We start from the raw sequence: 18,017 nt of genomic DNA, 5'->3' as shown, positions 1-18,017 counted from the left end.
CGTTCAGCCCTACCGGACCAACCGATAGCGCCCGCCTCGTGCGGGCGTTGTCGTTTCCAATGGCAGAAAACTCGATCTCGGCGATTCCACTCTCCGCCGAAAAGCGCTACCTGTCGGCCCCATGACAGGCCCCCACTCCAACATCGTGCACGTGATCGGCGCCGGCCTTGCCGGTTCCGAGGCCGCCTGGCAGGTCGCCAAGTCAGGCGTACCCGTCGTGCTGCACGAGATGCGGCCGAGCCGCATGACCGAAGCGCACCGCACCGATGGCCTTGCCGAGCTCGTATGCTCCAATTCGTTCCGCTCGGACGACGCCGTCAACAATGCCGTCGGCCTGCTGCATGCCGAGATGCGCCGCCTGGACTCGCTGATCATGCGCGCGGCCGATGCCAACCAGGTGCCCGCCGGCGGCGCGCTCGCGGTCGACCGCGAGGGCTTCTCGGCCGCCGTCACCAAGGCGCTGAACGAGCATCCGCTAATCGAAATCGCCCGCGGCGAGGTCGCAGGCCTGCCGCCGGCTGAGTGGGGCAACGTCATCGTTGCGACGGGTCCCCTCACCTCGGCGGCGCTGGCCGATGCCATCCGCGAACTGACCGACGAGAACGCGCTCGCGTTCTTCGACGCGATCGCGCCGATCGTGCATCGCGAGTCCATCGACATGTCGGTGGCCTGGTTCCAGTCGCGCTACGACAAGGTCGGCCCCGGCGGCAATGGCGCCGACTACATCAACTGCCCGATGACCAAGGAGCAGTATGACGGCTTCGTCGCCGCACTGATCGCGGGCGAGAAGACCGAGTTCAAGGAGTGGGAGACCAACACGCCCTATTTCGACGGCTGCCTGCCGATCGAGGTGATGGCGGAGCGCGGCCCTGAGACCTTGCGCCACGGCCCGATGAAGCCGGTCGGCCTCACCAATCCGCACGATCCCGCGACGAAAGCCTACGCGATCGTGCAGCTGCGCCAGGACAACAAGCTCGGCACGCTCTACAATATTGTCGGCTTCCAGACGAAGCTGAAGTACGGCGAGCAGCAGCGCATCTTCCGCACGATTCCCGGTCTGGAGAAGGCCGAGTTCGCCCGTCTCGGCGGCCTGCATCGCAACACCTTTCTCAACTCGCCAAAGCTGCTCGACGGCCAGCTGCGCCTGCGCGCGCAGCCGCGGCTGCGCTTTGCCGGCCAGATGACGGGCTGCGAGGGCTATGTGGAGTCCGCGAGTGTCGGCCTCATCGCCGGCCTCTATGCGGCAGCCGGCGCCCGCGGCGAGACGCTCGCGAGCCCGCCGGCGACGACGGCGCTCGGCTCGCTGCTTGGCCACATCACCGGCGGCCATATCGAGACCATCGAGCCGGGCACCCGCTCGTTCCAGCCGATGAACATCAATTTCGGCCTGTTCCCGCCGCTCGCGAGCGTGCCGACGAAGAAGCCCGACGGTACGCGGCTGCGCGGCAACGAGAAGGCGGTGGCCAAGAAGCAAGCGATGAGTGCACGGGCGCTCGCCGATCTCGATCGCTGGATCGCCGATCACCTGCGCATAGCCGCTGCCGCGTGAGCTATCGATGAGCCTTCCCAAAGACGACGCCGCGTCGCTCTCGACGCGCTGGACCGAGGGGGTGCTGCTCAAGCGCGACGTGTTCTCGACCGTCGAGCGCGGCCGCTTCCGCGCCGACGACGGCGAGGTCGATGCGGTGCTGCGCCGGCTCGACGAGGTGCCCTGGTGGTCGTTCCTGCTGGCGCGCCATCTGTTCGCGCGCGAGAAGCACGCGCTGGCGCTCGCCAAGGGCCTGAACGTCGGCCCCGAACTGCTGTGGGCCGGACGGCGCGCGCTGGTGCGTGGCTTTGTCGACGGCGTCGCGCTGCATCTGGCCAAGCCTCATGGCGACCTCGCCTATTTCCGCTCGGCCAAAGCGGCGCTGCGCCGGCTGCGCCGGGCCGGCATCTGCCACAATGATCTTGCCAAGGAACAGAACTGGCTGGTCGGCCGCGACGGCCGCGCCTATGTGACCGACTTCCAGCTGGCAGCGTGCTTCAACCGGCGCGGCCGGCTCTATCGGATCCTCGCGTATGAAGACCTCCGGCACCTGCTCAAGCACAAGCGCTCCTACGCGCCCGAGGCGCTGACGCCGCGCGAGCGCAAGGTTCTGGCGAAGAAGTCGTTTGCCGCGAGCCTCTGGCTTGCGACCGGCAAGAAGGTCTACCGCGCCATCACCCGCGGCCTGTTCAACTTCACCGACCGCGAGGGCGGCGGCCGCCGGCTCGTCAACGACGCGCCGGTGCTGGCCGAGCTGATCCGCAAGAACCCGGCCGTGCGCGACACCGCCATCGTCGCCTTCGCCGACCGCCGCTCGGGCGTCGGGCTCTATGCCTTCGTGGAAGCGGATCAGGCCACGCTCGAAGGGCAGCTGCGCAACGAGCTGACCGCCGCGAAGGGCCCGAAGCCACCGGAACACATACAGGTCGTGCATGCGCTGCCGCGCGATCACGGTGGCAAGCCGCGCACCGAGATCCTGCAACTGGTCGCCATGAACCAGCTCGACCTGATCGAGCCGATGATGAGGAACGACCAGGACCGCGCCTTTCTCAAGGACATCCTGGAGCAGCGCAAGAACCTGCGCGACCGCTTCAATTTCGAGGCGGACCTGCCAACGAGCTAGCGCAGGGCGCTGTGCCTTGAAGCGTCCACATTAGCGATGGAGAAGCGGTCGAACGAAGGCAGGCTTGGCGGAATCATGGGGACGCGGGGGACGAGGATGCATGGTGCGGTTGGCGGCCTGATCGCCAGCCTTCTGCTGCTGGTGGCCGCCCCGGCCATGGCCGAGTCTCCAGCCGAGCAGATCTCGAGCTTCCGCCTCAAGCACGGTGAAGTCCGCGTCGTCCGCGACGCAACGCTGGACCGCATAGCGATGGACCAGGCGCGCGCGATGGCGGCGAAGGACGACCTCAGCCATGACGCTCTCGGTCCATTCAACAAGCGCGTCGCCCCGGCCGGCGCGGGTCGCGCCGCCGAGAACATCGCCTACGGCTACGACAATTTCGAGAAGACGCTCGGACAGTGGATCGACTCCTCCGGGCACCGCAAAAACCTGCTCCTGCACAACGCCTCGCGCGTCGGGATCGCCAGTGCCAAGAACGCGAGCGGCAAGCGCACCTATTGGGCGATGGTGATCGCCGGCGATTACGAGCCAAAAGGCAAGAAGAAGAACAAGGACAAGGAGCCGCTGGTCGCCGTGAAGCGCGAGACTGCGCCCGCGAGCAAGCCGAAATCCAGCGGCTGCCACATCAAGCTGCTGAGCCTCTGCATCTGAGGCAAAACCGGGCCATCTTGCCCGCAGTCCTCGCCGCGTCTAATTCATGCATGAAGATCGCGAAAGGCGCAGACGCAAGTGATCGACATCGACCGAATTCGCGCCGACACGCCGGCCGCCTCCCGCCTCGCCTATCTTCACAATGCCGGCGCGGCTCTCATGCCGGCGACGGTCGTCGCAGCGATGAAACAGCATATCGACCTGGAGGCAGAGATCGGCGGCTATGCCGCCGCCGACCGCGAGTCCGATCGGCTCGAGAACGTCTACGGCTCGGTCGCGCGCCTGCTGAATGCGGCGCCCGACGAGATCGCCCTCGTGCAGAACGCGACCGTTGCCTGGCAGATGGCATTCTACTCGCTGCCGTTTCGCAAGGGCGATCGCATCCTCACCGCGGAGGCGGAATATGCCGCCAACTATGTCGCGTTTCTTCAGGTCGCGAGGCGCACCGGCGCGATCGTCGACGTGGTTCCGAGCGATGCCAGCGGCGAGCTCGACGTCGGCGCGCTCGAACGCATGATCGATGCGCGCGTAAAGCTCATTGCCATCACCTGGGTTCCGACCAATGGTGGGCTGGTCAATCCCGCTGCGGCTGTCGGGAGGATCGCGCGGGCGCACGGCATTCCCTACCTGCTCGATGCCTGCCAGGCCGTCGGGCAGATGGTGGTCGATGTCGAAGCCATCGGCTGCGACCTGCTGTCGGCGACGGGGCGCAAATTCCTGCGCGGCCCGCGCGGCACCGGCTTTCTCTACGTCCGCCGGGCGCTGCTGCAATACCTCGAACCGCCGATGATCGACCACTTCGCAGCACCCTGGGTCGCGCGAGATGAATATCGGCTGCGTGACGATGCACGCCGTTTCGAGACCTGGGAGAACAACTACGCGGCCCGGCTGGGGCTGGGCGCTGCCATCGACTACGCCCTCGACATCAGTCTTGGCCCGATCGAACAGCGCTGCCGCCTGCTCGCCGATCGCCTGCGTGCCGGCCTTGCATCCATTCGCGGGATTACAATTCGCGACCTCGGCCGCACGCTGGCCGCCATCGTCAGCTTCACGATGGAGGGATATGAGGCGGATGCCATCGTCCGCAGCGCCGCCGCGGCCGGCATCACCATCGGCGCTTCGGATCCTGCGAGCACCCGCATCGACGCCGAAATCCGCGCGCTGCCGCCGCTGGTGCGGGCCTCCCCGCATTACTACAACACGGAAGCCGAGATCGATCGGCTGATCGGACATCTGGCGGGGTTGACTCGTCGATAACTCGCAACGCGGGCTCGGATCGGCATCAGTCCAATCTGCCGTCGCGCGCGGGCCCCATCTCAGGTTCTTGCCGTCAGCGCAGATAGTTGATCGGTATCGAACCGCGCGCGCAACTCGCTGATGGCTTTCGCGTCCGGCGTTCCGCTGGCTGTGAGCCTGGCCAGTTCCTCGAAATAGCGTTCGTGCCCCGGGGGCGACACGGTCATGAGAACGCGGGCAGGCCTGTCACTGACATTGGTGATGTTGTGGGGCACGCCCGGCGGGATGAAGAGGTAGGTCCCGGGCGCGGCTCGCACGACCTCCTCGCCCACGTGCCATTCGCACTCGCCTTCGAGCATGTAGAAGGTCTCCTCCTGCACGCGGTGAACGTGGAGGCCCGTGGCAAATCCTGGCGGGACCGTCCAGTCGAACATGCTGGTGTGCCGGGTGTCCTCCCCGGTCACCAGGAAGGCCATTGGTTGGCCACGCAGCATGACCCCCTTGGTCTCGCCGGGCCTGCGGATGACGTGTCTGGCGGTCATGTATCCCTCCATGGCTTGTTACAGCCTTCCTCACGGCCCCGCCATAGTTGCCCAGTCGAGCTCGAAAGTCGTGAAACGGTTCGGAAAACATTGCAAAAAACCTACAAAATGTGCCCTTCTTCGGCGATGGCCGCGATGCTTGAATTCGGTCCCTTCCGCCTTGATGGTGACGCGGGGATCCTTTTCCACGGTGCCGAGCCGACTGCTCTCGGCCAGCGCGCTGTGCTGCTCCTGGCTCTCCTTGTCCGGCGGGCTGGCGTGCCGGTGGCAAAAGATGCGTTGATCGAGGCGGCCTGGCCCGGCCAGGCCGTCGAAGACAGCAACCTGACCGTCCAGATCGCGGCGGTGCGGCGTACGTTGGCGGACATATCCGGTGAGGCTCATTGGATCGAAACTCTGCCGCGCCGCGGCTATCGCTATGTCGGGCCGGCTCCGACCACGTCCGATCCGGATCGCGCGCCCGCCACTCCCGAGGCGCCGCTGCTCGCATTACCCGACAGGCCATCGATTGCGGTGTTGCCTTTCACGAACCTGAGTGGCGATCCAGAGCAGGATTATTTTGCCGACGGGATGGTCGACGACATCATCACCGGCCTCTCACGCATCAACTGGTTGTTCGTGATCGCGCGCAATTCCACATTCACGTACAAGGGCCGCGCAGTGGACGTGAAACAGGTCGGGCGCGAACTTGGCGTACGCTACGTGCTGGAAGGCAGTGTTCGCAAGACCGGCACGCTTGTCCGCATTACAGGCCAGTTGATCGATGCATCGACTGGAATGCACGTATGGGCAGAGCGCTATGATCGCAGGTCCGAAGACATCTTCGCCCTCCAGGACGACATCGCTCTGTCGACCGTCGGCGCGATCGCACCGAGTCTGCGGCGCGCCGAGATCAACAGGGTCAGGCGCAAGCGGCCGGACAGCCTGGATGCCTATGATCTCGTCCTGCGCGCCCAGCCAGACGTCGATTCCGGCATGCCGGATCAGGTCACACAGGCGCTCGTGCTGCTCGAACGTGCAATCGCGATCGAGCCTGCCTACGCAATCGCGCACGGCAACGCAGCAATGTGCTATCATTGCCTGTTCCTTCGAGCCGGTTTGCAGGAAGTCAATCGCGAGGCCTCGATCCGCTACGCACGCTCGGCCATCGCTCACGGCCAGGACGATGCACTGGCCCTCACCCTTGCGGGTTTTTCGATTGGCATGGATGGGCACGATCGCTCCGCAGCCTTTGCCGCGCTCGATGCGGCGCTTGCCATCAGCCCATCCTCGGCTCTGACCTACATCCTCGGCAGCGTCATGCTCGGCTGGGGCGGGGACGCCGACCGTGCGATCGAATGGAGCGAACGCGGCATGCGGCTCAGCCCGTTCGATTCCTGGGCTTTCGCCGCCTTCGACGCCCAGGCTCTGGGGCATTTCCACCGGGGCCGATATGAAGAGGCATGCCGCGCCGCTTACCGCTCGGTTCAAGCCAATCCTCGCCACAGCATTACCTATGTGCAATTGACTGCCGCGCTCGTAAAGCTTGGGCGGTTGCAGGACGCGAAGGCGGCGGCTGCGCGGGTGCTGGAGCTGCACCCGACGTTTCGCTACAGCCGTCAATTTCAGGGCGTCAATTGCGCGCCCAGCCTGGCTTCCTCGCTTGGGAGTGCCCTCCGCGCGGCGGGACTTCCGGAGTAGCGATCAACTCGGTTGGGCGTTTCAATACGTCGCTTACGTGCAGCGCGCGCTCAGTCCGGATGCACTGAGCCTCGCCATGACCTCATCGAGATGCGCGGCGTCGCGGGTCTCGATCACGAGTTGCAGCAGCGTCGCCTTGGCCGGCAGGTCGGAGAAGGTCCGCTGATGCGAGACCTCGATGATGTTCGCGCCGGCCTCGGCCAGCAGCGCCGCGACCGCAGCGAGCTGTCCGGGCCTGTCCGGAATGTCGAGCGACAGCTGGGTCAGGCGCCCCTCGCGCGCGAGCTCGCGGGTGAGGACGGATGCGATCAGCCGCGTATCGATATTGCCGCCGCTCAGCACCAGGCCAACCTTCTCGCCGGCAAAGCGCGAGGGATCGGACATCAGCGCGGCGAGGCCGGCGGCGCCGGCACCCTCGACGACGGTCTTCTCGATCGAGATCAGGGTTGCGACGGCGCGCTCGAGCTCGGCTTCGTTGACGAGCGCGATGTCACGGACGAGGCCGCGGACGATCTCGGTGGTGATCTTGCCCGGCGACTTCACCGCGATGCCTTCCGCGAGCGTATCACCCCGCGCCGGCAGATTGCCGTCGTGGATGGCGTTGTACATCGAGGGATAGAGCCAGGCTTCGACGCCAAGGATCCGCAGCGACGGCTTGATCGATTTGGCGGCGATGGCGATGCCGCTGATCAGCCCGCCGCCGCCGATCGGGACGACGAGCGTATCGAGGTCCGGCACGGCCTTCAGCATCTCCAGCCCGACCGTGCCCTGCCCCGCGATCACCAGCGGATCGTCGTAGGGATGGACGAAGATCATGCCGCGGGACTCGCCGTGGCTGCGCGCGAAGGCTGCCGCTTCCTCCAGCGTCGCGCCCGTGACCACCACCTCGGCACCATGGTGCCTGGTGTTCTCGACCTTCACCATCGGCGTGCCCACAGGCATCACGATGGTGGCGGGAATGCCGAGGCGCCTCGCGTGATAGGCGACGCCCTGAGCATGGTTGCCCGCCGACATCGCGATGACGCCGCGCGCACGCTCCTCCGGCGTGAGCGCGGTGAGGCGGTTGAGCGCGCCGCGCTCCTTGAACGAGGAGGTGAACTGGAGGTTCTCAAACTTCAGCCAGATGTCGCAGCCGCAGATGCTGCTCAGGGTGCGGCTGTAGCTACAGGGCGTCTCGACGACGGCGCCGCGGATGGTCTCGGCGGCGGCATGGATGTCGCGAGGTGTGACCGGATAGCCACCAGGATCGGCGGACATGCTTTGGGACAACTCAGCCATAGGACAGCATAGAGCATTTGGCGGGCTCAGGCGATAAGCCAGGCGCTATTTGGTAAATTCCCGGGAGCGCGAGGCGCGCCAGAGCGTCCACAGAGTGCGCAGCCGTGAGGCCGGCTGCGGCGTAAACGGATTGCGCGCTGGCTGCGACAGGCACTTTAGGTCCGCTCGAACCAGTCCGAGCGGCAGAAAGGCCGGCCGCGCCACGGCTGGCAGCTCGGCCAGCAACGATAGCGCCGTCGCCAGATGCTGCTGCGCTTCGCCCGTAAGCTGGTCCAGCGCGGCACGCAGGTTCGGCGTCTCCTTGCCGGCGAACACGTCCTCCATGCTGCAACTGTGGCGCGCCAGGACCTGCTGCGGCAGGAACAATTGGCGGTGCGCCGCATCGCGTGGCAGGTTCGCGATGACCTGCGCGATGCCCTGCGCCAGCCCGGCATGGCGGGCAAGATGCTCCGCCGCGTCCGAAGGCGGCGCCATGATGCGGGCGGCAAGCGCAAACAGCGCCGAGGAGGTCGCTGCCAGATAGCCTTCCAACGCCGCCGTGGTCGGCATCGGATCGTTGTAGAGATCGAACTGGTGCTCGTCGACGAGCAGCGACAGCGGCTCGACCGGCAGGTCGAAATCCCGGATCGCGCGGAGCAGCTCCGCCGCCACGGGATTACCCTCGGCGCTGCCATGGACATGGCCCGCGAGCAGATCGGTCCACCATTGAAAGCGGATCTCGCCGGGCAAGGGCTGGCTCACCTGGTCGCGGACGCGGACGATCTCGACGTTGAAGGCATAGAGCGCCAGCAGCGCACGCCGCTCGGCGGCCGGCACGAACAGCGTCGCGGCATAACGCGGAAAGTCATGGCTGCGCAGCAGATCGGCGCAGTAAGTCACGTTGTCCGACGTCGCGGCGCTGCTCATGGCACGGCGATCAGCGCGGCCGCGACCCGCCGCCGTTCGCCGATCATGATGTTGTAGGTGCGCACGGCCGGGCCGGTCTGCATCGTGTCCAGCACCACCCTCACGGCCTTGAGTTGCTGGCGCAGCTCCGGTGGCGGCAGCCAGAGCCCGGTTCCGGTGCCGATCAGCAGCGTGTCGATGCCGTTGGCGGCCGCGAACACCCGATCCAGCGAGTAACGGTCGATCTTGGCAGGATCAGTCACGTCCCAGGCCCAGATCGCGTCGGGCAGGCAGAGCAGCGAGCCGCGATGCGACATGCCGGCAAAGGCGAAACCGCCCTTGCCATAGGCCTCGATCGGCGCCGAGCGCGGGAAATGCGGAGCGTTAGGATCGCCGGCCATGAGCCTCGTCCGAATGGGCTGACTACCCTCGCAAACTCGTGCGAGGGCATAGGGTTCGGATCACGCCTTGCTTTTCTTCGCCGGCGCAGCCGTATCAGGCGCATCCTCGCGGTGCTCGCCGACGCCGAGATAGATCAGGATCGGAGCCGCGATGAAGATCGAGGTGTAGGTGCCGACCAGCACCACGCCGAACATCATCACCGCCGTGAAGCTGTGGATGGCATGACCACCGAACAGCAGCAGCGCCAGCAGGGCCAACGTCACGGTGAAGTGAGTGATGATCGAGCGCGACAGAGTCGAGTTGATGGATTCGTTGAGCAGCTGCGGCATCGGCATCTTCTTGTAGCGCCGCAGCATCTCACGGATGCGGTCGTAGATGACGACGGTGTCGTTGAGCGAATAGCCCAGAATCGTCAGCAGCGCCGCGATGCTGGTCAGGTCGAAATCGACCTGGCTGATCGACATGAAGCCGATCGTCAGCACGATGTCGTGCACGTTGGCGATCATAGCGCCGAGCGCGAACTGCCATTCGAAGCGGAACCAGAGATAGATCAGGATCGCGACGATCGCGAGCATCAGGCCGAGCATGCCGTAGGCCAAGAGCTCACCGGCGACGCGCGGACCGAGCACTTCGGTGCGCTGAATGTCGACGCTGTCGCCGAGCGCGCCACGAAGCTTCTGCAAGGCCGCCTGCTGGGCGGCGTCGCCCCCCGGCTGTTCCGCAACACGGATCAGGACGTTCTCGGGGCCGCCGAACTGCTGCAACTGGACTTCGCCGAGACCCAAGGCGTCGAGCTTGGTGCGCATCGCCGCGATGTCGGCGGTGCCGGACTTCGCCTTCACCTCAAGGAGCGTGCCTCCCTTGAAGTCGATGCCGAGGTTCAGGCCGTGGGTGAAAAACAGCGTGATTGCGACGATCGACAGCGCCGCCGAGATCGGGAAGCTGATGCGGCGGAAGCGCGTGAAGTCGAAATGCGTGTTGTCCGGAACGATGCGCAGCGACGGCAGCACGCCGAGGGCTGCGACCACGGTCAGGACGGCAATCAGGACGCCGAGCCCGATGAGAACGGTGTGAGTCACGATCAGGCTCCTAGATCGGCACGCTCTGCGGCCGCTTCCACCGCACCCACCAGGCGACGATCAGCCGGGTCAGGGTGAAGGCGGTGAACACCGTGGTGATGATGCCGATGCCGAGTGTCACGGCGAAGCCGCGCACCGGGCCGGTGCCGATGTAGAACAGCACCGCGGCAGCAATGAAGGTGGTGATGTTGGAATCGAGGATGGTCGCGAGCGCGCGCTTGAACCCGGCGTCGATCGCTGAGATCGCGTTGCGGCCGCCGCGCAGCTCCTCGCGGATACGCTCGTAGATCAGCACGTTGCTATCCACCGCGATACCGACGGTGAGCACGATGCCGGCAATGCCGGGCAGCGTCAGCGTGGCATTGAGCAGCGACAGCAGGCCGAAGATCATGGCGACGTTGATGGTCACCGCAATGTTGGCGAACACGCCGAACAGCCGGTAGGTCAGCAGCATGAACACGACGACGAGGATTGAGCCGACATAGGCCGCAAGCTCGCCCTTCTCGATCGAGTCCTGGCCGAGGCCCGGGCCGACGGTGCGCTCCTCGACCACGGTCAGCGGCGCCGGCAGCGCGCCGGCGCGCAGCAGGATGGCGAGATCGTTGGCCGATTGCACGGTGAAGCTGCCGGAGATCTGGCCCTGGCCGCCGGTGATGGGCTCGCGGATCACGGGCGCCGAGATCACCTTGTTGTCGAGCACGATCGCGAAGGGCAGTCCCACGTTTTCCTGCGTCGCCTGCGCAAATTTGCGCGCGCCCGACGTATTGAACTTGAAGCTGACGACCGGCTCGCCGGTGCGCTGGTCGAAGCTTGCCTGGGCGTCGGTGAGGTCGCCGCCGGCGACCAGCACCTGCTTCTTGACCACGTAAGGCGTCGGCGGCGGCGAGGCGCTCATCAGGAGCTCGGATTCTGGCGGCAACCTGCCCTGCTGCGCCTGATCCGGCGGCACGGAGGTGTCGACCATGCGGAATTCCATCTTCGCGGTCTTGCCCAGCAATTCCTTCAGGCGAGTCGGGTCCTGAAGGCCGGGGACCTGCACCAGGATTCGGTCGTTGCCCTGGCGCTGGATGACCGGCTCGACGGTGCCGAGCTCGTTGACGCGGCGCTCGACGATCTGGATCGATTGCTCGATGGTCTTGCGCATGCGGTCGAGCATCGCGGCCTGCGGGATGGTCAGGCGGATTACGCCGCCGCCGGCATCGGTCACCTCGAGGTCGCGCTGACCGCTCGATCCCATCAGACCGCCCAGCGGCTGGGACAGCTCGCGCAGCTTGGCGAGCGCCGGCTGCACGTCGCTCTCCTTGGTGATGCGCACCTCGGCCGCGTCGTTGCGCACGGTGACGCCGCCGGTGAAGCCGATCTTGGCATCGCGCAGCGTGCGGCGAACGTCGTCACGGATCTGGTCGAGCCGCTCCTTCTTCACATAGGCAGCATCGACCTCGAGCAGCAGATAGGAGCCGCCCTGGAGGTCAAGGCCGAGCACGAGCCGGCGCTGCGCCCAAGCGGGCCAGGTCTTGACCTGCGCTTCGGGAAAGAAGTTAGGGACCGCGCAGAGGCACACGATCAGCGCTGTCAGGATAATCCCCAGCGCCCTCCACCGCGTGAAATACAACATCGACTGAACCTGTCAGATCAGGAGACTTGAGATGCTCGCGGCAAAGCGCTCACTTGGCCGCGGTGTCGTCCTTTGCGCTTTCCTTCGAGTTGTCCTTGGCGGGCTCGCCCTTGGCGCGCACGCCCGAGATCATCTGGCGCATCTGCCGCACGCGCACGCCATCGGAGATCTCGAACTCGATCTGGTCGTCGTCGACGACCTTGGTGACCTTGCCGACGAGGCCGCCCGAGGTCACGACGGTGTCGCCGCGGCGGATGTTCTTCACGAGGTCGGCATGGTCGCGGACCTTCTTCTGCTGCGGACGCAGAATCAGGAAGTACATGATCACGAAGATCAGGGCGAACGGCAGCAGCGACATCAACATGCTGTTGGTGTCGCCGGCGCCCGCAGCCTGGGCATACGCAGGGGTAATCAACATTTTCGGACGATCCTCGTGAGAACGGGGGACAGCCGGTCAGGCCCTCAAAGGCGACCGGTTCGGTCAAATTCGCGCGGACTATAGCGGCCACCGCCCCAATTGCAACGCTGCCAGACCGTCGATTTGGCCACCTTGCGGCGCGCCGTCAGGCCCGATAAGGCTGCGTTCTCAGGAACTTCGGACATGCCCAAAAAACCAAGCAAAAGCCCGGCCGGCAAAGGCCCCCGTACCCCTGCCAGGAAGCCCGCCCTCGTCGCGGCAAATCGCCCCAAGGGGCCCGTTACGGCAGCCGCCACAGCAGCCTCGGAATTTAACCAGGAGCGCGTCATCCGCGCGCTGGAGACGATCGCGGCGCACCTTGCCGCCCAGGGCAAGCCGATCGCCGAAGGCGCCTCGTTCGACCGGGCGGACGCCTATGTCTGGCACCCCGATGGCCGCCTTGCGCCGGTGCCGCGGGTCAGCCGCGTCGAGCTGTTCCTGCTCAAGGGCGTCGACCGGATGCGCGACATCCTGATGGAGAACACCGAGCGCTTCGCCAACGGCCTGCCCGCCAACAACGCCCTGCTCTGGGGCGCGCGTGGCATGGGCAAGTCGTCGCTGGTGAAGGCCGCGCATGCCAGCATCAATGCGGAACGCAAAGCCGCCGACAGGCTGAAGCTGATCGAGATCCACCGCGAGGACATCGAAACGCTGCCGATGCTGATGGAGAAGCTCCGCGACGCCAACTTCCGCTTCATCGTGTTCATCGATGACCTCTCCTTCGACGGCAATGATGCGTCCTACAAGTCCCTCAAGGCCGTGCTCGAAGGCGGCATCGAGGGCCGGCCCGAGAACGTCATCCTCTATGCCACCTCCAACCGCCGTCATCTGCTGGCGCGTGACATGATCGAGAACGAGCGCTCGACCGCGATCAATCCCGGCGAAGCCGTCGAGGAGAAAGTCTCGCTGTCGGATCGCTTTGGGCTGTGGCTCGGCTTCCACCGCTGCAGCCAGGACGAATATCTCGCCATGGTCCGCGGCTATTGCAGTCATTTCGGCATCAAGGTCGACGACGAGGCGCTGGAGCGCGAGGCGCTGGAATGGTCGACCACGCGCGGCTCCCGCTCGGGCCGCGTCGCCTGGCAGTTCGTGCAGGAGCTTGCAGGACGGCTCGGCGTGAGGCTGACGGCGAACTAGCGGGAGCTGTCGCTACATCCACCGCGAAAGCGGGAATCCACTACGCCGCGGCTTATCGGCTCAACACCCGCCGTCTCTGGAATACTGGATCGTCCGCCTCACTGCGCAACTGCGCACAAGGCGGACGATGACAGCTTGTATGTGGCGGCAGCGTGGCCCGTCTCTACAGACGCTGCTCGCCTCACGCCCCGTTCAGGAATTGAAGCGGGTCAACCGGGCTCGATCCCTTGCGAATCTCGAAGTGGAGCTGCGGCGACGCCACCTCCCCGGATTGACCCGACTTGGCAATGACCTGACCGCGCTTGATGGTATCGCCGCGCTTCACCAACAGCTCACTCGCATGGGCATATGCGGTGACGTAGCCGTTGGAGTGCCGAACCAGGACCAGATTGCCGTAACCTTTCAGCTCGTTGCCGGAATAGGCGACGACGCCGTCTTCAGCCGCCTTGACCGGGGTGCCCTCGGGCACCGCGAGATTGATGCCGTCATTGGACTTGCCATTGGTCTTGGCGCCATAGCTCGTGACCACCTTGCCGCGCACCGGCCAGCGGAAGGTCGGCAGCGCGCCGGTGGCTTCCGCAGCCTTCGCCGGGGTTTCGGCGGGCTTCTCTTCGACATTGGCCGTGGCTTGTGCGAGGCGCGCGCTCTGCACGGGCGCGGCGGCCGCCATCTTGGTGGTTCCGGCCGCCGGCGCAGCCGCGACGGGCTGAAGCGTTCCAGCAACGGGAGCGGCTGCGAGAGGAGCCGCTGCAACCGGCGCTGCAGCCGCAGCGGTCTTGGCGCCGGGCACGCTCAGCTTGGTGCCGAGCTTGAGCTTGGCCGACGGCTCGAGGCCATTGGCGCGGGCGAGCTCGGCCGCCGAGATGTGGTTCTTGCGGGCGATGCTGGCGAGCGTATCGCCACGGTTGACGAAATGGACGCTCGGCGGCGTAGTGGCGGCCGCAACGGACTTGGCGGCAGGCGCCATCGCCGGAGCTGCTGCGACGGCAGCTGGCACGGGCGCAGCCGCGGTGGCCGGATGCGGAATGATCAGCTGTTGGCCGGGCGAAAGCGCGCGCGGGCCCTTGTAGCCGTTGGCGGCGAGGATCGCCTGCGGCGTGACGTGATAGCGCTTGGCGAGCACGTCGAGCGTATCGCTGGTGCCGACGATGATCTTGGTCCCACCGGCCGGCTGGGCCGCCGCGACCGAGCGCGGCGGCACGGTGGCGGTGGTCTCGAGATGCGGCTGCGACGGGGGCGCATAAGAGCTGACGCCCCGCCCGCCTCCGGACACGCCGCCCGACGTGACGGGATAGGATTGCGGCGTGGACACTGCGGGCGGTGGCAAAGGCTGCGACTGGTAGGAGCCGGGCTGGGTTTGCGGGCGCGCATATTGCGGCAGCTCACGCTGCGGCGGCGGAGCCTGCTGCACCGAACCGGTCTGCTCGGACGAGAAGGGATTGGAGAAATTCGATTGGGACAGCCGCGTCGACATGTCGGCGCTGCACCCTGCGAAGCTGAAGGAAATCAGCGCCAGCACCGCGACCTGCGGCACGCGGCGCGAGTAAAGCAACTCGGCGACAACAGACATGGTTACTCACTCGTACGCAACAGAACTGGTCTTTTAAGTAAACACGCGCCGAGTAAATAACGGCTTAACCCTCCCAATAAGATGTTGGCGGCACAGCCGATCCGGAATTCTACAGCTCCCGCGCCACGCCGGGCAGCGCGGGCACGAAGCGCACCTCGACGAGTTCCTTGCGCTCGATCCCCGCTTCGGTCCGGGTCAGGCGGATCAGCGTCTGCACGCCCTGATGCGGGCCGACCGGGGCGATCAGGATGCCCCCGACCTCGAGCCGCTGGACCAGGTTCTCCGGAAGCTGCTCCACGGCGGCGGTGACGATGATGCGGTCGAACGGGCCGATATTGGGCGGCAGGTTGAGACCGTCGCCGAGCATCACCTCGACATTGTGACAGCCGAGTTTTTCGAGCCGGGCGCGCGCCGTGTCGGCAAGCCTGCGATAGCGCTCGACCGTCAGCACCTGCCCTGCGAGCCGCGACAGCACCGCGGCCTGGTAGCCGGAGCCAGTGCCGATTTCGAGCACACGGTGCTGCTTCTGGAGCTGGAGCTGCTCGGTCATGTAGGCGACGACGAAGGGCTGGCTGATGGTCTGCCCGCAGGCGATCGGCAGCGCGCTGTCGCGATAGGCCCCCTCGCGATCGGCCTCGTCGACGAACTCGTCGCGCGGCACCTCCTCCATGGTGCGCAGCACCGCCTGATCGCTGATGCCCCGACGCCTCAGCGTGAGCTGAAACATCATCTTTTCCGGCGGGTGCTGATTGGGGGTCATCGCTGCTTATGTCGTCTCGTCAGGTCCGGATCGTCGCGCCCTTGCTAAGACACGGCGCAAGAATCTTGTTCCTATTCCGGAACCCATGATAGCTTCTTGCCGAGGTATTTGACCACAAATTGCCTTGCAGAGGCCTGACCGCAAAGGCCATTTTCAGGCCTCCGATCGCCGAAACTCGCATTGCGTCGATTCGTGTTATCTGCGAACGTTTCCTTAGATGGGCAAGGACTCAACGACAATGACTGCGACAGGGCTTTCGGGCCGCTCTGTGTTCCTCGTCGAGGACGAGGTGATGATCAGGATGATGGTCGCGGACATGCTCGAAGAGCTCGGTTACAAGGTCGCCGCCGAGGCCGGCGATATCACCGAAGCCATGCGGCTCGCCCAGGCGACCGAGTTCGACATCGCCATTCTCGACGTCAACGTCAACGGCAAGGTGATCTCGCCGGTCGCCGACCTCATCAAGGCAAAGGGCTGCCCGTTCATCTTCGCCACCGGCTACGGCTCCTCCGGCCTGCCCGAGCAGTACCGCGACCGGCCGTCGCTGCAGAAGCCGTTCCAGCTCGATGCGCTCGGCAAGACTATCGAAGCCGCGCTTCGCGGCGGCTAAAGCATGATCCGGAAAAGTGCGAAGCGGTTTTCCGGAAAGATCATGCGCAAACAACAACCTAAAGCGCGATGACGATTCATCCAATCTCATCGCGCTTTAGCCGCTATTTCAGCGTCGCGCTCAGCGCTTCGGAAAATGCTTCATTGGTGCGGTCGAGCCGGAGCGGGGTGACCGAGACGTAACGCTCGCGAAGCGCCGCGAGATCCGTGCCGTCCGCCGGCGTATCCATCATCGCCGCGCGCTCGAAGCCGATCCAGAAATAGGGATTGCCGCGGCCGTCCCTGCGCTCGTCGATCCTGAGGAAGCCGAGATTGCGCTTGCCCTGGCGCGTGACGCGGATGCCCAGCACATCCTCCGGCGCGCAGGACGGGAAATTGACGTTGATGACGGTGTCCTTGGGGATGCCGGCGGCAATTACCTTGCGCAGGATGTCCGGGCCGAACTTGCGCGCGGTGTCCCACGGCGGCCGTTCGCGCGTCTCGACGCTGAACTCCTGCGACAGCGCGAATGACGGCAGCCCCAGGATGGTGCCTTCGAGCGCGCCGGCGATGGTGCCGGAATAGACCACGTCCTCGGCAACGTTGCGGCCCTTGTTGACGCCCGACAGCACGAGATCCGGGGGCTTGGTGCCGAGGATGTGCCGCGCGCCCATGATGACGCAGTCGGTCGGCGTGCCGCGCACGGCGAAGTGCCGCGGCCCGACCTCGCGCAAGCGCAAGGGGTCGTTCAGCGACAGCGAATGCGACACACCGGACTGGTCGAGCTCGGGCGCGACGACCCAGACGTCGTCGGACAGCGCCTGCGCGATCTCCTCCACGACCTTGAGGCCGGGGGCATGGATACCGTCGTCATTGGTGCAGAGAATGCGCATGCGAAAGGTTGTTCCTGAAACTTGGTCCGAGCCGTCTTATCCGGCTCTGCCTGATCAGGCAAACCGGGCCGCCTGGCAGCCCCGGGTTCCCGGCCCGCCGGCTACCTGCGGATGCGCCATTGCGGCAGGAAGCGCGCGAGCCGGCCTTCGGTGCGCAGCTTCATCGCCGGGACAACTGCGCTCACGACGGGAGCCTCGATCACGCCGAGCGTCTCCAATTGTGCAACGATCGGGGCTGCATCTGGCACCTGCGGAAAACGTTCGCGCGCCACCGTCAGCGCCTTGTCGAAGTCAACCGCGTTGACCCCCGGCTTGGCCCGCCGGCTCCGCACGAGACCCTCATCCCAGAGCCGCGCGATCTCGATGTCGAGCGCTCCGCGCAGCCGCTGGTCGACAGCCTGAATGCCGGCACCCGTCACCGCCCATTGTCTGCCGACCCAGAAAATATCGCGGTGCAAGGCCATGAACAGTCGGGTTCGCGTTGTCGGATTGGCCGGCAGGATAACCGGCCGCCCGATCTTCGCAACCAAACGTTTCTTTGGTTTCAGGCGATTAACGCGCAATTCCTGCTTGACGCGACCCGCTATGCACTT

Annotated in this window: 18 protein-coding genes; 7 read left to right on the top strand and 11 right to left on the bottom strand. The window is 65.7% G+C overall.

The genetic code is table 11. The features are described from left to right. The first annotated feature begins 121 nt into the window (after nucleotides 1-121). From trmFO to ACVWY3_RS10270, 4 genes are all read left to right on the top strand, one after another. Entirely contained in the window at nucleotides 122-1,549 is a 1,428-nt protein-coding gene (gene trmFO / locus ACVWY3_RS10285; RefSeq protein WP_456838338.1) for a methylenetetrahydrofolate--tRNA-(uracil(54)-C(5))-methyltransferase (FADH(2)-oxidizing) TrmFO, read from the top strand. 7 nt (nucleotides 1,550-1,556) lie between these two features. After that, the gene (locus ACVWY3_RS10280) at nucleotides 1,557-2,651 is read left to right on the top strand and encodes a serine/threonine protein kinase (RefSeq protein WP_456838337.1); all 1,095 of its coding nucleotides are present in this window, start codon (nucleotides 1,557-1,559) and stop codon (nucleotides 2,649-2,651) included. A gap of 96 nt (nucleotides 2,652-2,747) precedes the next feature. After that, the gene (locus tag ACVWY3_RS10275) at nucleotides 2,748-3,302 is read left to right on the top strand and encodes a CAP domain-containing protein (RefSeq protein WP_456838336.1); all 555 of its coding nucleotides are present in this window, start codon (nucleotides 2,748-2,750) and stop codon (nucleotides 3,300-3,302) included. A gap of 78 nt (nucleotides 3,303-3,380) precedes the next feature. After that, nucleotides 3,381-4,559, top strand: coding sequence for an aminotransferase class V-fold PLP-dependent enzyme (locus ACVWY3_RS10270; RefSeq protein WP_456838335.1), 1,179 nt, complete (start codon nucleotides 3,381-3,383; stop codon nucleotides 4,557-4,559). Between the two features lie 59 nt (nucleotides 4,560-4,618). On the opposite strand, the gene ACVWY3_RS10265 is transcribed toward ACVWY3_RS10270, so the two are convergent. Continuing rightward, complete coding sequence (locus ACVWY3_RS10265) at nucleotides 4,619-5,080, bottom strand: cupin domain-containing protein (protein ID WP_456838334.1); 462 nt, start codon at nucleotides 5,078-5,080, stop codon at nucleotides 4,619-4,621. A gap of 126 nt (nucleotides 5,081-5,206) precedes the next feature. On the opposite strand from ACVWY3_RS10265, the gene ACVWY3_RS10260 reads away from it, so the two are divergent. Beyond that, complete coding sequence (locus ACVWY3_RS10260) at nucleotides 5,207-6,760, top strand: winged helix-turn-helix domain-containing tetratricopeptide repeat protein (RefSeq protein ID WP_456843331.1); 1,554 nt, start codon at nucleotides 5,207-5,209, stop codon at nucleotides 6,758-6,760. A 33-nt stretch (nucleotides 6,761-6,793) separates the two neighbouring features. Here the strand turns inward: ACVWY3_RS10260 and ACVWY3_RS10255 are convergent, their stop codons facing one another. Genes ACVWY3_RS10255 through yajC form a run of 6 tightly spaced genes read right to left on the bottom strand, consistent with a single transcriptional unit; the run spans nucleotide 6,794 to nucleotide 12,437 of the window. Beyond that, entirely contained in the window at nucleotides 6,794-8,038 is a 1,245-nt protein-coding gene (locus tag ACVWY3_RS10255) for a threonine ammonia-lyase (protein WP_456838333.1), read from the bottom strand. A 45-nt stretch (nucleotides 8,039-8,083) separates the two neighbouring features. Further along, nucleotides 8,084-8,944, bottom strand: a complete 861-nt coding sequence (locus ACVWY3_RS10250; RefSeq protein ID WP_456838332.1) for a phytoene/squalene synthase family protein — start codon at nucleotides 8,942-8,944, stop codon at nucleotides 8,084-8,086. Beyond that, entirely contained in the window at nucleotides 8,941-9,324 is a 384-nt protein-coding gene (locus tag ACVWY3_RS10245; RefSeq protein WP_456838331.1) for an Mth938-like domain-containing protein, read from the bottom strand. The genes ACVWY3_RS10250 and ACVWY3_RS10245 overlap by 4 nt, the downstream gene beginning before the upstream one ends. Nucleotides 9,325-9,384: 60 nt before the next feature. Then, nucleotides 9,385-10,404, bottom strand: a complete 1,020-nt coding sequence (secF, locus tag ACVWY3_RS10240) for a protein translocase subunit SecF (RefSeq protein ID WP_456838330.1) — start codon at nucleotides 10,402-10,404, stop codon at nucleotides 9,385-9,387. A gap of 10 nt (nucleotides 10,405-10,414) precedes the next feature. After that, complete coding sequence (gene secD / locus ACVWY3_RS10235; protein ID WP_456838329.1) at nucleotides 10,415-12,019, bottom strand: protein translocase subunit SecD; 1,605 nt, start codon at nucleotides 12,017-12,019, stop codon at nucleotides 10,415-10,417. A gap of 49 nt (nucleotides 12,020-12,068) precedes the next feature. After that, nucleotides 12,069-12,437 carry a preprotein translocase subunit YajC gene (yajC, locus tag ACVWY3_RS10230; protein WP_456838328.1) on the bottom strand — a complete coding sequence of 123 codons (369 nt, stop codon included), beginning with the start codon at nucleotides 12,435-12,437 and terminating at the stop codon, nucleotides 12,069-12,071. Between the two features lie 183 nt (nucleotides 12,438-12,620). Here yajC and ACVWY3_RS10225 point away from each other — a divergent pair, with 183 nt between their 5' ends. Continuing rightward, nucleotides 12,621-13,613 (top strand): ATP-binding protein, encoded by a 993-nt coding sequence (locus ACVWY3_RS10225; protein WP_456838327.1) that lies wholly within the window; start codon nucleotides 12,621-12,623, stop codon nucleotides 13,611-13,613. Nucleotides 13,614-13,794: 181 nt separating this feature from the next. Here ACVWY3_RS10225 and ACVWY3_RS10220 read toward each other — a convergent pair whose 3' ends face one another. Together ACVWY3_RS10220 and ACVWY3_RS10215 are read right to left on the bottom strand one after the other, a co-directional pair. Next, the gene (locus ACVWY3_RS10220) at nucleotides 13,795-15,183 is read right to left on the bottom strand and encodes a peptidoglycan DD-metalloendopeptidase family protein (RefSeq protein WP_456838326.1); all 1,389 of its coding nucleotides are present in this window, start codon (nucleotides 15,181-15,183) and stop codon (nucleotides 13,795-13,797) included. A gap of 109 nt (nucleotides 15,184-15,292) precedes the next feature. After that, nucleotides 15,293-15,943 (bottom strand): protein-L-isoaspartate(D-aspartate) O-methyltransferase, encoded by a 651-nt coding sequence (locus tag ACVWY3_RS10215; RefSeq protein WP_456838325.1) that lies wholly within the window; start codon nucleotides 15,941-15,943, stop codon nucleotides 15,293-15,295. Nucleotides 15,944-16,181: 238 nt separating this feature from the next. Between ACVWY3_RS10215 and ACVWY3_RS10210 the strand changes: the two genes are divergently transcribed. Next, nucleotides 16,182-16,553 carry a response regulator gene (locus ACVWY3_RS10210; protein WP_456838324.1) on the top strand — a complete coding sequence of 124 codons (372 nt, stop codon included), beginning with the start codon at nucleotides 16,182-16,184 and terminating at the stop codon, nucleotides 16,551-16,553. A 103-nt stretch (nucleotides 16,554-16,656) separates the two neighbouring features. On the opposite strand, the gene surE is transcribed toward ACVWY3_RS10210, so the two are convergent. Together surE and ACVWY3_RS10200 are read right to left on the bottom strand one after the other, a co-directional pair. After that, nucleotides 16,657-17,424, bottom strand: a complete 768-nt coding sequence (gene surE / locus ACVWY3_RS10205) for a 5'/3'-nucleotidase SurE (protein WP_027559329.1) — start codon at nucleotides 17,422-17,424, stop codon at nucleotides 16,657-16,659. A 101-nt stretch (nucleotides 17,425-17,525) separates the two neighbouring features. Beyond that, the gene (locus ACVWY3_RS10200; RefSeq protein ID WP_456838323.1) at nucleotides 17,526-17,888 is read right to left on the bottom strand and encodes a hypothetical protein; all 363 of its coding nucleotides are present in this window, start codon (nucleotides 17,886-17,888) and stop codon (nucleotides 17,526-17,528) included. Nucleotides 17,889-18,017: the final 129 nt, after the last annotated feature.

This window comes from Bradyrhizobium sp. USDA 4486 (genome assembly GCF_054057995.1).
This window is presented reverse-complemented; position numbering and strand designations above follow the sequence as displayed.

Coding starts and splice junctions, on each gene's coding strand:
- ACVWY3_RS10200 (WP_456838323.1), bottom strand. CDS start 17,888: ATGGCCTTGCACCGCGATATTTTCTGGGTCGGCAGACAATGGGCGGTG.
- ACVWY3_RS10265 (WP_456838334.1), bottom strand. CDS start 5,080: ATGACCGCCAGACACGTCATCCGCAGGCCCGGCGAGACCAAGGGGGTC.
- ACVWY3_RS10215 (WP_456838325.1), bottom strand. CDS start 15,943: ATGACCCCCAATCAGCACCCGCCGGAAAAGATGATGTTTCAGCTCACG.
- ACVWY3_RS10210 (WP_456838324.1), top strand. CDS start 16,182: ATGACTGCGACAGGGCTTTCGGGCCGCTCTGTGTTCCTCGTCGAGGAC.
- yajC (WP_456838328.1), bottom strand. CDS start 12,437: ATGTTGATTACCCCTGCGTATGCCCAGGCTGCGGGCGCCGGCGACACC.
- trmFO (WP_456838338.1), top strand. CDS start 122: ATGACAGGCCCCCACTCCAACATCGTGCACGTGATCGGCGCCGGCCTT.
- ACVWY3_RS10250 (WP_456838332.1), bottom strand. CDS start 8,944: ATGAGCAGCGCCGCGACGTCGGACAACGTGACTTACTGCGCCGATCTG.
- ACVWY3_RS10245 (WP_456838331.1), bottom strand. CDS start 9,324: ATGGCCGGCGATCCTAACGCTCCGCATTTCCCGCGCTCGGCGCCGATC.
- ACVWY3_RS10260 (WP_456843331.1), top strand. CDS start 5,207: ATGGCCGCGATGCTTGAATTCGGTCCCTTCCGCCTTGATGGTGACGCG.
- ACVWY3_RS10280 (WP_456838337.1), top strand. CDS start 1,557: ATGAGCCTTCCCAAAGACGACGCCGCGTCGCTCTCGACGCGCTGGACC.
- ACVWY3_RS10220 (WP_456838326.1), bottom strand. CDS start 15,183: ATGTCTGTTGTCGCCGAGTTGCTTTACTCGCGCCGCGTGCCGCAGGTC.
- ACVWY3_RS10255 (WP_456838333.1), bottom strand. CDS start 8,038: ATGGCTGAGTTGTCCCAAAGCATGTCCGCCGATCCTGGTGGCTATCCG.
- ACVWY3_RS10225 (WP_456838327.1), top strand. CDS start 12,621: ATGCCCAAAAAACCAAGCAAAAGCCCGGCCGGCAAAGGCCCCCGTACC.
- secD (WP_456838329.1), bottom strand. CDS start 12,019: ATGTTGTATTTCACGCGGTGGAGGGCGCTGGGGATTATCCTGACAGCG.
- ACVWY3_RS10275 (WP_456838336.1), top strand. CDS start 2,748: ATGCATGGTGCGGTTGGCGGCCTGATCGCCAGCCTTCTGCTGCTGGTG.
- surE (WP_027559329.1), bottom strand. CDS start 17,424: ATGCGCATTCTCTGCACCAATGACGACGGTATCCATGCCCCCGGCCTC.